We start from the raw sequence: 13961 nt of genomic DNA on the forward strand, positions 1-13961 counted from the left end.
ACAGCGAGCGGCGCGCCCCGCCGGTCAGAAGAAATCGCACAACCTTTCATGCAAGGAGACCCATGCACGCGGATGTTCTCGTAGTCGGCGGAGGCACCGGTGGTGTCGCCGCAGCGCTCGGTGCGCTGCGCGCGGGCCGCAGTGTGATCCTCACCGAGGAGTACGACTGGCTGGGCGGTCAGCTCACCAGTCAGGCCGTGCCGCCGGACGAGCACACCTGGATCGAGCAGTTCGGTGCCACCGCCACCTACCGCGCATTGCGCGAGGGGATCCGTGGCTACTACCGGCGCAACTTCCCGCTCACGGCCGCCGCCCGGGGCCGCCGTGACCTCAACCCCGGTGCGGGCTGGGTCAGTCGGCTCTGCCACGAGCCCCGGGTGTCCGTGGCGGTGATCGACGAGATGCTCGCCCCGTACCGGGGAAGTGGCCGGCTCACCGTCCTGCAGCCCTACCGGCCGGTGTCGGCCGACACCGACGGGGACCGGGTGGAGGCCGTGACACTCGTGCACCGCGACACGGGTGAGCGGGTGACCGCCACCGCCGCGTACGTCCTCGACGGCACCGAGACCGGTGAACTGCTGCCCCTGACCGGCACGGAGTACGTCACCGGTTTCGAGGCGCGGGGCGACACCGGGGAGCCCAGCGCCCCGGAGAACGCGCAGCCGTCGAACATGCAGGCCGTCTCCTACTGCTTCGCCCTGGACCACGTCGACGGTGACCACACCATCGACCGCCCGGCGAACTACACCCACTGGGCCGGCTACCAGCCGCCCTTCTGGGGTGCCCCGCTGCTGTCCTGGAAGGCTCCGCACCCACGGACCCTGGAACTGGTCGAGCGCGGGTTCACGCCGAATCCGGGCGACGATCCGGCGGAGGTGATCGCCGACCAGCGGATCAGCGGCGGCGACATGAACCTGTGGACGTTCCGCCGGATCGCGGCCCGCGACAACTTCGTCCCCGGCGCGTACGCCAGTGACATCACCCTCGTGAACTGGCCGATGATCGACTACCTGGAGAGCCCGGTCATCGACGTTCCCGACGCGGACGCGCATCTGGCCGCCGCCAAGGAGCTCTCGTTCTCCCTTCTGTACTGGATGCAGACCCAGGCCCCGCGTGCCGACGGAGGCACCGGCTTCCCCGGTCTGCGTCTGCGCGGCGACGTCACGGGCAGCCGGGACGGGCTGGCGCAGGCGCCGTACCACCGCGAGTCCCGTCGTATCCGCGCCGAATACACGGTTGTCGAGCAGGACCTGTCCCTGGATGTCCGGGGCGGCAAAGGCTCGGTGAACTACGCCGATTCCGTCGGCATCGGCATGTACCGCATCGACCTCCATCCCTCCACCGGAGGTGACAACTACATCGACGTACCTTCCAGCCCGTTCGAGATCCCCCTCGGGGCTCTGATCCCCCGGCGGACGGAGAACCTGATACCCGCTGGCAAGAACATCGGCACCACCCACATCACCAACGGCTGCTACCGCTTGCACCCCGTCGAATGGAACATCGGCGAGGTCGCCGGCCTCCTCGCGGCCCACTGCGTCGAACAGGGGCTCACCCCCCGTGCCGTACGCAACTCCCCGGACCGGCTCGAAGCCTTCCAGCGCCTGCTCACCGCTCACGGTGTCGAACTGCGCTGGCCCGACATCAGCGGTTACTAACCAGGAGACACCCGCATGAACGCCCAACGACAGCAGCGCACCATCAACCTCGCCGCCCTCGCCACCACCGGGGTCCTCGTACTGACCGCCTGTGGCGGCGGTGGTGACAACGCCGGCTCGGACAACGGGCCGGTGAACCTCCGTATGACCGTGTGGTCAGGAGCTCCGGAACACCTGAAGCTCCTCGACGGCATCGCCGCCGAGTACCGCAAGACCAACCCCGATGTGAAGTCGATCAAGTTCGACGTCCTCCCGGTCGAGAACTACACCGAGACCCTCACCACCCAGATAGCCGGCGGCAAGTCGCCGGACCTGGCCTGGATCTTCGAGAACTCCGCGCCCGACTTCGTGTCCTCCGGCGCGCTGAAGGAGGTCAAGGACGACGCGGACGTCCTGCCCGCCGCCAAGGAGATCTGGCAGCAGGACGGCAAGCTGTACGCCTACCCCTTCTCCACCTCGCCCTTCGGTGTCTTCGTCAACACGGACATGCTGAAGAAGGCCGGTCAGCCCACTCCGGCCGACCTCATCAAGCAGGGCAAGTGGACCTGGGACGAGGCCACCGCGATGGGCGCGGCGGTCAACGGCAAGACCGGCAAGACCGGCATCGTCATCCGCGACTTCGACTACAAGGCGTGGGACAACCTCGCCTCGTACTGGGACGGCTGGGGCGCGGAGGCGTGGTCCGCCGACGGGAAGACCTGCGGCTTCGACAAGCCGGAGATGGTCCAGGCGATGACCAGCCTGCACGAGGCGATCTTCGAGGACGAGGCGATGCTCGCTCCGGGCACCACCGCCGACTTCTTCGCCGGTGAGTCCGCCATGACGGTGACGCAGATGAGTCGCGCGTCCCTTCTCACGGACAAGTTCGCCTGGGACTTCGTGCCGCTGCCCGAGGGTCCGAAGGGCAAGTACGCCGTGACCGGCCAGGCGGGGATCGCGGTGCTCGCCAAGGGCCAACACACCGAAGCGGCGGACGACTTCCACGCGTTCATGACGAACAAGACGAACGCGGCGAAGCTCGGGGCTTACTTCCCGCAGGCCCGTTCCTCACAGCTCAACGCCGCCGCGCTCGCCAAGAGCAACGCGAAGCTGAGTGAGAAGCAGCTCTCCGACGTCGTCATCGAGGGAATCAAGAACGGCAAGGTCAAGCCCGTCCACATCGGCCAGGCCGAGATCTACGCGGCCGTGCGCTCCGAGCTGGACTCGCTGTGGAAGCCGCAGGCCGATGTACAGAAGGTTCTGACCGGGGTCTGCGACGCCATCAAGCCGCAACTGGAGCAGTGACGGCGTCATGAAGACCCATGACCGTCCCCGTGTCCCGGAGGCAGGACCGGCCAACGACGGTGCCCGTGCCGGGAGGTCCTTCTGGACCTCCCGGCGCCGGGATCACCTGGCCGGCTATCTGTTCATCGCCCCGCAGCTCATCGGCAGCGTCGTCTTCGTGCTCGTCCCGCTGATCCTGGTCGTCTGGTACAGCTTCCACGAGTGGAACGTCCTGGCCGGTACGTTCCACGGAGTCGGCACGGACAACTACGAGAACCTGTTCGACGACCCGAAACTGCCGGGCGTCCTGCGGGCCACCGGGTACTTCTCCGTCGGCCTGGTGGTGCTCAACCTCAGCCTCGCGCTGGCGCTGGCCGTCCTGCTCAACCAGAAGCTGCGCGGCAGTGTCGTCTTCCGCACCCTGTTCTTCTCGCCGGTGGTCGTCTCGCTCGTCGCGTGGACGATCGTCTGGGGCTTTCTGCTCCAGAAGAACGGCGGCATCAACGCGGGCCTGGACCTGATCGGGGTCGACGGGCCCAACTGGCTGCGCAGCGAGGGCACATCGATGCTGTCGGTGATCGTCGTGCAGTGCTTCAAGAACGTCGGCCTGAACATGGTGCTGTTCCTGGCCGCCCTCCAGGGCGTGCCACGTGAGCTGTACGAGGCGGCGACGGTGGACGGCGCGGGGCGGTGGCGGCAGTTCTGGCGGATCACGGTGCCGCTGATCAGCCCCACGATCCTGCTGACCTCCATCATCACCGTGGTCGGCTCGTTGCAGGTCTTCGCGCAGATCGCGGTCCTCACGCAGGGCGGGCCCAGCGGTTCCACGACGGTGCTCGTGTACTACCTCTACCAGCAGGCTTTCAAGTTCCACCACTTCGGCTACGGGGCCACGCTGTCGGTCCTGCTGTTCCTGATCGTGCTGGTGCTGACCATCGTGCAGTGGCAGATGCGCAAGAAGTGGGTGTTCCATGAATCGTAAGAAGTCCACCAGGACCAAACTGGTCCTGTACGGGATCCTGCTGGTGCTGTGTGTCCCGTTCGTCTTCCCCACCTGGTGGATGGCCACGTCCTCGCTGAAGCCGGCGGCCGACGTCTTCGCGTTCCCGCCGAAGCTGTTCCCGGACGATCCGAGCCTCAGCGCCTACAGCCGGGTCTTCGAGCTTCAGCCGTTCGGTCAGCAGTACTTCAACAGTATGTACATCGCGATCGTGGTGACCCTGGGGACCCTGGCGGTCGCCTCGCTGGCCGGGTACGCGTTCGCGCGTATCCAGTTCCGCGGGCAGAACGCGCTGTTCCTGGTGATCCTGACCGGTCTGCTGATCCCCAGCGAGGTCACGATCGTCCCGCTGTTCCAGATGTTCCACGACTGGGGGATGATCGACACCCACTGGCCGCTGGTCCTCGTGCCGATCTTCGGCGCGCCGAGCGTTCTGGCGACCTTCATCATGCGGCAGTTCTTCATCGCCCTGCCGCACGAGGTGGAGGAGGCGGCACGGATGGACGGTCTGGGGCGCTTCGCGATCTACTGGCGGATCGCGCTGCCGCTGGCCCGCCCGGCGCTGGCGGCGGTCGCCATCTTCACGTTCCTGCACAGTTGGAACCTCTACCTGGAACCGATCGTGTTCCTCTCCACCCCGGAGATGTTCACCCTGCCGCAGGCCCTCACCCAGTACGTGGACGCGTACGGCGGGCCGATGTGGAACGTCCAGCTGGCGGCGGCCTCGCTGACCGCGCTGCCCGTGCTCGCGGTGTTCGTCTTCGCACAGCGCCAGTTCGTGGAAGGGCTCGCGCACACGGGTCTGAAGTAACCCGCGCCGAATCACGCCGTCGCGCTCAAGAACCGGGTGGGCCGCTCCAGCAGTGCCATCACCGTCATCGACCACTTGTCCGCAAGCTGGTCGATGATCGGCCTGCTGGGGCAGTCCGCCCGGAGAACCGTCCATGGCCGCCTGCATCTCAGGATCTGCTTCTCGTGACGCGGGAATGACGCAGGGGCGTCGAGGGCGTGTGCCAGGCCGCCGAAGCGCTCTCTGGGAGCGTGGCATGGGGATCGGCTGAGTGACTGAAGTCCCGCGTACGATGTCCTGCATGACAGGACGTAGTTCGGAAAGGGTTACTCCGGTAGGTCAGTACCGGGAACGGAACTCGACCGCGGACCGGGCGCTGGACATTCTCGGACTGTTCTCGGAGAACAAGCCGTCCCTCTCCGGCCAGGAGGTGGCGACCGCTCTGGGAACGGCGCGCTCGACCGCCTACCGCTATCTCCAGAGCCTGGTCGGCAGCGGTTTCCTGGAAGAGGACCCCCGGGGCGGGTTCCGGCTCGGCCTGCGTGTCCTGGAACTGGCGCGCGTGGCCCGTCGGGGGTACGGGCTGTCGGAGATCGCCCTGCCCCTGATGCGGGAGCTGTGCACCGAGGTTGGCGAGACGGTCCTGCTGACTCGCCGTGCCGGAGGCGCCGCCGTCTGCGTGGAGCGATGCGAGGCGGAATATCCGGTGAGGATCTCGTACGAACGCGGCAGTGTGCTCCCCGCCAACGCCGGGGCCTCCGCTCTGGCGCTGCTCGCCTGGCTGCCCGAGCAGGAGTGCCGCGAGATGCTGGAAGCTCAGAGACTGCAGCGATTCACCGCACGAACGATGACGAATGTCGACGATCTCATGGAGCGGCTGGTTCAGATCCGGCAGGACGGATTCACCGTCAGCCGAGGCGAACTCGACGTCGACATCCTCGGTATCGCCGCCCCGGTACGCGGATTGTCCGGGGACGTGGTGGCCGCGCTGAGCATCGCCGCTCTGGAGCACCGGGTTCCGGATCGTCGCCTCGACGAGGTGGTCGATGCGGTCCGCCGCACGGCTGAACTCATCAGTGGTCAACTGGCGGTCGTCGGAGACTGACGAGGACCGGCTGTCCGGGTGGAGCGTCGGCGTGCTCTGGAACTCCTGGGTCAGGAACGCGTCCCTGAGCGAGTCAGGCGCTGTGTGAGCCGGTCATCAGCCCGGCCAGGTCGTCGGGCTTGATGAACGAGGGGGGCGGGGGCGGCCCCCAGTTGAACAGTCCCTTGGCGCCTTCGAAGACCTCCGGCTTCCACAGCTGGTCGTCGACGATGCAGTCCAGGTCCGAGTAGTACTCGGAGAAATTGCCGGCGGGGTCCTTGAGGTACCAGAAGAAGTTGGAACCGGCGTGGTGCCGGCCCAGGCCCCAGACGTGGCGCTCGGGATGGTCCTCCAGCATGGCCGCGGCACCGCGGCCGACCTCGTCCACGTCGTCGACCTGCCAGGAGGTGTGGTGCAGGAACGCCACCGGCGCGGCGAGTACGAGGATGTTGTGGTGGTCGGTGGAACAGCGCAGGAAGGCGCCGATGTCACCCATCAGGTCGGACACCTTGAAGCCGAGGCCGTCACGGAAGAAGCCGGTGGTGGCCTCGAAGTCGGTGGTGCCCAGGACCGCGTGGCCCAGCTTCCGAGGTCGGACCGGGCTCTGGCGCAGCACCGCGGGCGCCCGGGTTCCGACGTGCTCGACGCGACCGGGACCGTTGTAGGGAGTGGGCGGTGTCTCGGGCTGGGTGGCGCGGGGTTCCACCCTGAGGACGGCGCGGACGCCGGTGACTTTCTCGTAAGCGGTGAGGGTGCCGGCGTTCCGCCGGCCGGGGACACCGAGCCGGTCCAGCCGGGCGGCGGCGGTGGCGAGGTCGTCGGGGGAGTCGACGCCCACAGTGATCTCGACGAGACGGCGTGTGGGCGCGTGGATGACTCGGAGCTGGTGTCCTCCGTCACGGGTGCCGAACCAGCCGTCAGCTTCGGGCGCGAGCCCGAAGGCGGTGTAGTAGGCGGCGGTCTGGGCGGTGTTGGGGACACCCATGACGACCGAGGACAGACGGTGCAGGGCCATTGTGAACTCCTGAACGCGGGAATGGGGTGGTCGTGGGTGAGCCGGCTTCAGGCACGGAAGGTCTGTCGGAGCTCGCCGATACCCTGGACGTGGCTCACGAGAACGTCGCCGTCGGCGAGCCAGCGCTGCGGAGTCCGGCCCATTCCGACACCCGCGGGGGTGCCGGTGAAGATGACGTCACCGGGCAGCAGGGGAAGGACGGCCGACAGCCGGGCCACCAGCGCGGGCAGGGAGAAGATGAGGTCCCCGGTCCGGCCCTTCTGCACCTCCTCGCCGTTGATCGAACAGCCCAGTTCAAGGTCGTCGCGGTCGGGCAGAGCGTCTGGCGTGACCAGGTACGGCCCCATGGGGGTGAACCCGGGGAAGGACTTGCCCAGACCGAACTGAGGTGCCGGACCGGTGAGTTGGGTGATCCGCTCCGAGATGTCCTGGCCCACGGTCAAGCCCGCGATGTACGACCAGGCGTCGTCCTCACTGACTTCGTGGGCCGACTCGCCGATGACGGCGACGAGTTCGACCTCCCAGTCCGTGTGGCCTCCCGCGGGGAGCCCCACTTCGGTGACGGGGCCCGTGATGCTGGAGACGTACTTGGTGAACACAGGCGGCAGGGTGTCCGGGGCCGCGAAGCCGGACTCGTCGGCATGCGCACGGTAGTTGAGTCCCACAGCGAGCACCTGACGCGGGGCGGGGGCAGGTGGGCCGAGGTCCGTGGCGGCGAAGGGCCGCCCCGCGGGCAGATCGGCGATCGAGGCCCAGGCACGGAAGGCGGTCCAGTGCTCGTAGACACCTTGGGGGTCCGGACCGAACCGGCTGTCACTGGCCTGCTCGACATCAACGGCGGTGTCGTCGTCCGTGATGACGACGAGACGCCCGGACAGATTGGCGGTACGCACGTGCTGCTCCTCTGCGGGTGGGGGTGTCGTGCGGCTGGTCACACGAGGGGGGTGATCTTCTCGTCGATGCCGAGCAGGGCCTTCCCGTACACCTCGAACGCCACCGTCGGCGCGACGACCGCGTGCCGGCCCGCGGTGTTGGCGTCGCGCCAGATCCTCTGCAGGGGGTTGACGTCGGCGAAGGAGCCGGCGCCGTGCACGCTGACGAGGGTGTTGATCGCTTCCAGCACGTTCTGCGTGGCCCAGCCGGCGTCCGCGCGCACCCGGGCGCGCTGGGTGAAGTCGAGGTACACCCCGTTCCGCGCGGCCTGGTCGATCTCGGCCGCGGCGCGTTGTGCGTGCAGCGTGGCGGTGTCGATCCGCAGGGCCGCCTCGGCGATCTGCATCTGCACGGCGACCGATTCGGCCTGCGTCTCGTAGAAGGTGTACGAGATCGGCTTGCGCGAGGCCTTCTCCGTGGCGTAGACAAGTGCCGCGCGGCCCAGCCCCAGTTGGGGGCCGGCCAGGACCAGGGCCAGGATGGGCACGAAGGCGGAACGGGGCAGGACCTCGTCCGTGTGCTCCGTCGGATACCGCCCCTCGATGGCGGCGGGCACGGACATGACCCGGTGCTCGGGCACGAAGATGTCCTCGGCGATCAAACAGTTGCTCGCGGTGCCCTTCATACCCGCGACGAACCAGGTGTCTTCCAGGGCGAGGTCACCGCGGGGCACGAGCGCGAGTCCCTGGTCGACCACGGCGCCGTTCTCGTCCGTGAGAGGGACACCGAGCACGGCCCAGTCGGAGTGCGAGGAACCCGAGTTGTAGTACCAGCGGCCCGATACCCGCCAGCCGCCCTCGACCTTGATCGCCGTGGCGGTCGGGCTGAGGACTCCGGTGACCCGTGCGTCCGGGTTGGCGCCGAACACGTCGTCCTGGGCCTTGGAGGGAGGAGGGATCAGCGTGCGCAGGCCGCGACGTGTTCGCGGATCGTGCGGCGCGGGCGGTCGGCGAAGGCGGAATGGGTGCCGAAGGTGCGGTGTCCGTAGACGAGCGGTGCTGCGGGTGTCGTCTTCACGTGGGTGACCGAGCCGAGGACCAGCAGGTGGTCCCCGCCCTCCACGGCTTCGGTCACCTCGCACACCAGCCATCCCGGGGCCGAGCCGAGCCGGGGAAGGCCGTGGTCGAAGTGCCAGTCCACGCCCGAGAAACGGTCGGCCCCGCGGCGGGCGAAACCAAGGGCGAGATCGTCCTGGGCCAGGGCGAGTACGTTCACGCCGAAGCGTCCGGTGGCGGTGATGTGGGACAGGACCCTGGACCCGCGGTCGAGAGCCACGGTCACCATGGGCGGTCGCAGTGACAGCGAGGCGAAGGCACTGACCGTCGTGCCGAGGGGGAGATCCTCCGCCGTGGCGGTGACGATCGTGACCGGAGCGCAGACACCGGCCATGAGATCGCGGAATGCCTGCTCACCGAAGGAGGGAGCCATCAGGATCTCCATTCGTCATAATGATTACGGTGATGCTGCATCCGGGTTACATGGAGCGTCAAGAGCTGCGACTGTATTCGTCATAATGATTTACCGGAGTCGGTCGAAGGGTGGAGTGGCTGTGGCGGCACGGAGAGAAGGCGCTCGGCGTGGAGGTGCGGACGCGGGCAGGGGAGTCGATCCGCCGGCGCTGCGGCGCGCCGAGTGGGGGCAGGCGGGGGGTGTGTCCCGTGCCGAGGCGGCGGCTGACGTCGTGGCCGAACTGGCCGCGCGCGTCGCTCCCGGCACGCGCCTGGGCACGAAGGACGAACTCCGGTCCCGTTGCGGGGTGTCCGTAGGAACGTTCAACGAGACGCTGCGCCTGCTCAGGACCCGGGGAGTGGTGACGGTGCAGCGCGGTCCGGGCGGTGGCCTGTTCGCCGCCGAGCAGAATCCGATGACGCGGCTCGCCCACTCCGTTCTGGCTCTGGACGCGTCCCAAAGCGATGTGGCGCAGGCGCTGCGCATCCGAAACGCTCTTGAGCCGCTGCTGTGGCAGGACGCGTTGTGGCACGCATCGCCGGCCGACGTCAAAGACCTCCGGGTGTGTCTGGAGGGCATGGCCGCGGCGGCGTCCGCAGGTGACGCGGACGAGTTCGTACGGGCCAACTGGCGGCTGCACGCCAGGGTTGCCGACATCACTTCGAACTCCCTCCTGTGTTCGCTCTATGTGGCTCTCCTGGAGCTGGTCGAGCGTCATGCCCTGGCTGTCCGGCCGCAGGCCGGCGTTTCACTCGCGGAACACATCCGCGACCGCTGGCGGCTGCATGCCGCGATGGTCGACGCTCTCGACAAGCGGGACGAGGAGACCCTCGTACGGCTTGTGGCCGAGCACGACACGAGCACGGCCGTCGGCGAAGAGTGAGGAAGGGGTGACGCCGGCGGTCAAGAGGCGCGTCTGACTGCACTGGTCTTGCATAGAAGGACCGCTGGCCTCCCAAGTCGGTCAGGTGACCTGCGGTGCGGACCAGGCCTGTTCGTCGGCGAGCATCGCGGTGACCGCTGGGACGGAGAAGCCCCCGATGCCCAGCAGATGGTGCACCTCCCAGGGAATGACCTCGTACTCCCGGAATCCGCCGGCGACGAAGGGCTCGTTGAGGAAGAGCTCGTCGACGGCCGGCCCGGGCATACGGCCCACGACGATAATGCCCACTTCCCGGTCGGGGCTGGGCCCGGCTATCAGCACCTGGCCCGTGAGCTGCCGCTGGTGCATCCATGCCAGGTGATCGCCGAGGGCCTCCTTGACCGCACGTTCTCGGTCGCCGCTCCAGCGGTGCAGAGTCAGGTATCACATGCCTGTGCCTCCCAGTTCAGTCCGAAAAATCGAAACCGAGGTGGCCCGGCCCCGCCGGCCGAGCAGCGGCGGCAGGCCAGTACCTCTCTCGGAGGACAGGACTATAGCCGCATCCTGCAAATCGAGACAGATGTTGTGCGATGCAGGACGATGGCGGAGGCTCGCGGGGGCGAGGCCGGGGAGCCGGTGCCGGGGCAGACCGCGATCCGCTCCAGGAGAGTGCCGGCGAGCAGGCGCTGTCCCTACGCTTCGGTCTGCCGGGATGTGGCCGTCCCGGGTCTGGTGGAGGTCTCAGGCTCCGCGTCCGGCGCACTCGGGTGGGCGTTCTTCGCCGCCCGGGGAAGGCTTGAGCGTGCGGCCTGCCGGGGGATGCGTGCGGTGGCCCATCGTGAGAGGTCCGGTTCGGCGAGCGAGGTGACCCACAGGTCGACCATCGCCGTGGTCCGTTCACCGGGCCAGGGGCCGACGCCGAGTACCCGCATGCCGGCTCGCGACGCGGCTTCGACACCGCACCGTGAGTCCTCGACGGCGAGAGTGTCGGCCGGGTGCGCCCCGCAGCGGCGTGCGGCGGTCAGGTAGACGTCGGGCGCGGGTTTGGGCCGGATTCCGGTGTCGGGGACCACGATGTGGCCGAAGTAGCCACGCAGCCGGGCCGTGTCCAGGCAGGACTCGACGACCTCGCGCGGGCAGTTGCTGGCCACGGCCAGCGGAGCGAACGTGGCCGCGGACATGACCAGTTCACGGGCTCCGGGCATGGTCACGGGGTTCTCGGCGACCAGGTCCCGGAAGATCCGGAGCAGACTGCTGGTCAGGTCCGGGGCGAGGTCGGGCCGTTCGGCCTCCTCGGCCATGAGCCGGCCGCACTGTGTGTAGTGCAGCCCCTTGACCCGGTCCGCGAAGCCCGGGGCGGGAGTGAAGCCGTACTCGCCGAGCGCGCGTTCCCTCGCGTTCTGCCAGTGCTTCTCGGTGTCCATGAGGGTGCCGTCGCAGTCGAAGACGATGGCCGATGGGGTCCAGGAGAGGACGCGTTCAGAGGTCATGGGAGTTGTTCCGTTCCGCAGTGCCCGCAGAGGGCAGAACGCCGAGCACCGTGCCGTCGGGCACGGTCGTCGCGTCGACCGCCGGTTCCGGGGGCGGGATCGGTTCCCGGAGGGCGCACATGAGGGAGAAAGGTTTCTCTCGGCCCATCCAAGAACATAACGATCGCTACGTTACGGACCGTCACGAAAAGCAGTCAAGTGGTGACACATAGGTATGAATATGTGTTTACTGGTACTCCAGGGCGCCGTAGGTGACATACCGCCCACCCTGGAGAACACGAAAACCGCAGGTCCGGTGGTGCGTTACAGCCAGCACGCGGGCGGCAGGCGCGAACTCGGCGAAGCTCAGGGCTTTCAGCCGACCGGCGGTAGGACGCACGCGTCGGCCGTCGCTCGCCAGCGCGCCGGCCTGCCGTGCCGCTTCCAGCAGGACCATGCCCGGTACATGGTCCGAAGGGTGGTCGAAGAAGAACGGATGCCGCGGATCGGCCGGACACAGCCGTACGGCGCCGTCGTCGAGCGCGATCATCGCATCGCGTATGTCGGCCACTCCGATCCGCCCCGGGACCGGCCGGACACCAGGACCGACGGGCGCGGGAGGAAGCGCGGTCACCCTGGCCCCCCGGGTCGCGGCGTACCGTTCCGGGCTCAGGAAGCGCGCCCCGCCGCCGGCCCGTGCGAACATCCCGGAGCCCGCTCGGAAGGAGACGTCCATCCGTAGCCCGGTGACCGTGCCGTCCACCCTGGCACGTATGTCGGCCACCCGTGCGCGGCAGGTCACATCCGTGGTGTTCGTGGTGGCGCGAGGCTCCCGGTCCGGATCGATCCGGAAGAACAGATCGGTGATCAGCAGCCGGGATTCGGGCGGCACGCCGTAATGGCGCAAGGGGACGTAGATGCCGAGCTGGCGCATCGTTTCGATGGCGATCAGCGGACTGTGCAGGTCCGTGCCGTCCCGCGGGAACGTGGGATGCGATCTCGGCCAGGAGGCCGCCGCCTCGAACACATTCCGCTGCCTGCCGGGACGTACGTCGGTGAGCAGCACCTCTGCCGCCGACGTGCGGTGGACCAGTTCACGAGGCACGGTCCGTGACCAGCTCAGCCCGGATTCACCGGTGAATAGACCCACCGAATTCTCCATGTAATCAGAAGAACTCATACCCCGAAGGTCCGCACCCCGTCTTTCCGATCATGGCCGTGTCATGGGCTAGATTTCCGTGCGGTAACGCGACGGCGCGGCATCGGGGTTCATGTGCAGGGACGGGCGAAGGAAACGCGGCGCTCTCTTCTGGAGGCGGCTGCGCAACTGTTCGAGGAGAGGGGATACGCGGGCACGAGCATCAGCGACATCAGCGCGCTCTCCGGCCGCACCAGCGGCGCGATCTATTTCCATTACGCGGGCAAGGAGAAGCTCGCCCTCGCGGTGATGGAGGAGCTGTTCGACACCTGGCCCGCCCTGATCAGACGCCATCGCGCGGCGGACGTCCCGGCGCTGGAGAAGCTCGTCGCGCTGAGTTTCTCGGTCGCCCGCGCCTTCCGTGACGACGTCGTGGTACGAGGAGGCGCACGGCTCTGGGCGGAACGCAAATCCGTCGACGCATCGCTCCCCTCTCCGTTCGAGAGCTGGATCGAGACAGTGGTCAGCCTGCTGGAAGAGGCCCGCCGCGAACAGGAACTCGCTCCGTCCGTGATCCCTCGAAAGGCCGGCAACGCCATCGTGTACGCCTTCTTCGGACTTCACACCGTCTCCGACGCGCTGGACGGCCGGGAGCACATCGAGGACAGGCTGCACGACCTGTGGCACCTCCTGCTGCCCGCCCTCCAGGCACACCCCCGGCCCGCCCCACTGCTTGGACGGGCGTCACTCCGCCCCAACGGCTGACACCGGCACCAGAACGAGGCGAGAGCGGGGACACCGCAGTCCCCGGTCGCGAATCCGGGGTATGCCCGGTGCCGGGGACGGTGCGTACGCTTTCGGGCCTTCCACGGTGTTGGGGGTGACGAGGCACGGCGATGCCCGTCCAGCTCTCCGCCCGATCGTTCACGCCGGGTGTAGGGGGCGACGGCGGTGTCGGGCCGGCCGACTTCCCGCCCTGGCGTACAGGTTGGGGCTTTATGGCCCGATGGGCCGCCGCGGCCAGATCCGTGATCATCTGGCCGGGCGGATCCGCTGCCAGATCGGCAAAGGACCCCGGGCCGTGGCTACCGTCATCGACTCGCAGTCGGTCAAGGCCGCCGAAACCGTCGGCAAGGCCTCCCGCGATGACGACGCGGGCAAGAAGATCAACGGCCGCAAGCCTCACCTGGGGGGCGGACCCCCGCGACCTGCCGCTGATGGTGACGGTCACCCTGGCTTTATCGAGCAGTAGTGATGGCACTTGTCGACGGGTTTGGGAGGCGCCCCGAACCACGGTCGG

Annotated in this window: 13 protein-coding genes and 2 pseudogenes; 8 read left to right on the plus strand and 7 right to left on the minus strand. The window is 68.1% G+C overall.

What is annotated here, in order from left to right; genetic code table 11:
• Nucleotides 1-62: 62 nt before the first annotated feature.
• From ACFWV8_RS19520 to ACFWV8_RS19540, 5 genes are all read left to right on the plus strand, one after another.
• Nucleotides 63-1658, plus strand: coding sequence for an FAD-dependent oxidoreductase (locus ACFWV8_RS19520; RefSeq protein ID WP_384203427.1), 1596 nt, complete (start codon nt 63-65; stop codon nt 1656-1658).
• A gap of 15 nt (nt 1659-1673) precedes the next feature.
• Nucleotides 1674-2942: an ABC transporter substrate-binding protein gene (locus ACFWV8_RS19525; protein ID WP_384203430.1), complete on the plus strand. Its 1269-nt coding sequence runs from the start codon at nt 1674-1676 to the stop codon at nt 2940-2942.
• 7 nt (nt 2943-2949) lie between these two features.
• Nucleotides 2950-3903 (plus strand): carbohydrate ABC transporter permease, encoded by a 954-nt coding sequence (locus ACFWV8_RS19530; protein WP_384203433.1) that lies wholly within the window; start codon nt 2950-2952, stop codon nt 3901-3903.
• Nucleotides 3893-4732, plus strand: a complete 840-nt coding sequence (locus tag ACFWV8_RS19535; protein ID WP_384203435.1) for a carbohydrate ABC transporter permease — start codon at nt 3893-3895, stop codon at nt 4730-4732. Before ACFWV8_RS19530 ends, ACFWV8_RS19535 begins: the two co-directional genes overlap by 11 nt.
• Before the next feature lie 280 nt (nt 4733-5012).
• Nucleotides 5013-5816, plus strand: a complete 804-nt coding sequence (locus tag ACFWV8_RS19540; RefSeq protein WP_384203438.1) for an IclR family transcriptional regulator — start codon at nt 5013-5015, stop codon at nt 5814-5816.
• 73 nt (nt 5817-5889) lie between these two features.
• Here the strand turns inward: ACFWV8_RS19540 and ACFWV8_RS19545 are convergent, their stop codons facing one another.
• The 4 genes from ACFWV8_RS19545 to ACFWV8_RS19560 are packed head-to-tail and all read right to left on the minus strand — an operon-like array spanning nt 5890 to nt 9171.
• Nucleotides 5890-6810 (minus strand): VOC family protein, encoded by a 921-nt coding sequence (locus ACFWV8_RS19545; RefSeq protein WP_384203441.1) that lies wholly within the window; start codon nt 6808-6810, stop codon nt 5890-5892.
• A 47-nt stretch (nt 6811-6857) separates the two neighbouring features.
• Nucleotides 6858-7703, minus strand: coding sequence for a fumarylacetoacetate hydrolase family protein (locus ACFWV8_RS19550; protein ID WP_384203444.1), 846 nt, complete (start codon nt 7701-7703; stop codon nt 6858-6860).
• Between the two features lie 38 nt (nt 7704-7741).
• Complete coding sequence (locus ACFWV8_RS19555; RefSeq protein ID WP_384203446.1) at nt 7742-8611, minus strand: acyl-CoA dehydrogenase family protein; 870 nt, start codon at nt 8609-8611, stop codon at nt 7742-7744.
• A gap of 29 nt (nt 8612-8640) precedes the next feature.
• On the minus strand, nt 8641-9171 hold the full coding sequence (locus tag ACFWV8_RS19560) for a flavin reductase family protein (protein ID WP_384203448.1): 531 nt from the start codon (nt 9169-9171) through the stop codon (nt 8641-8643).
• Nucleotides 9172-9394: 223 nt separating this feature from the next.
• Between ACFWV8_RS19560 and ACFWV8_RS19565 the strand changes: the two genes are divergently transcribed.
• Entirely contained in the window at nt 9395-10075 is a 681-nt protein-coding gene (locus ACFWV8_RS19565) for a FadR/GntR family transcriptional regulator (protein WP_384203451.1), read from the plus strand.
• Between the two features lie 81 nt (nt 10076-10156).
• Here the strand turns inward: ACFWV8_RS19565 and ACFWV8_RS19570 are convergent, their stop codons facing one another.
• The 3 genes and pseudogenes from ACFWV8_RS19570 to ACFWV8_RS19580 form a co-directional block, all read right to left on the minus strand.
• Complete coding sequence (locus ACFWV8_RS19570) at nt 10157-10495, minus strand: YciI family protein (protein WP_384203529.1); 339 nt, start codon at nt 10493-10495, stop codon at nt 10157-10159.
• Between the two features lie 377 nt (nt 10496-10872).
• Nucleotides 10873-11544, minus strand: a pseudogene (locus ACFWV8_RS19575) (HAD family hydrolase); the annotation flags it as partial.
• A gap of 226 nt (nt 11545-11770) precedes the next feature.
• Entirely contained in the window at nt 11771-12703 is a 933-nt protein-coding gene (locus ACFWV8_RS19580) for a ScbA/BarX family gamma-butyrolactone biosynthesis protein (RefSeq protein WP_384203454.1), read from the minus strand.
• 93 nt (nt 12704-12796) lie between these two features.
• Between ACFWV8_RS19580 and ACFWV8_RS19585 the strand changes: the two genes are divergently transcribed.
• A complete protein-coding gene (locus tag ACFWV8_RS19585) occupies nt 12797-13426 on the plus strand; it encodes a ScbR family autoregulator-binding transcription factor (protein ID WP_384203456.1) in 630 nt (209 codons plus the stop codon).
• A gap of 319 nt (nt 13427-13745) precedes the next feature.
• Nucleotides 13746-13850, plus strand: a pseudogene (locus ACFWV8_RS19590) (IS5/IS1182 family transposase); the annotation flags it as partial.
• Nucleotides 13851-13961 lie beyond the last annotated feature (111 nt).

Source organism: Streptomyces sp. NPDC058665 (assembly GCF_042714995.1).
Classification (GTDB): domain Bacteria; phylum Actinomycetota; class Actinomycetes; order Streptomycetales; family Streptomycetaceae; genus Streptomyces.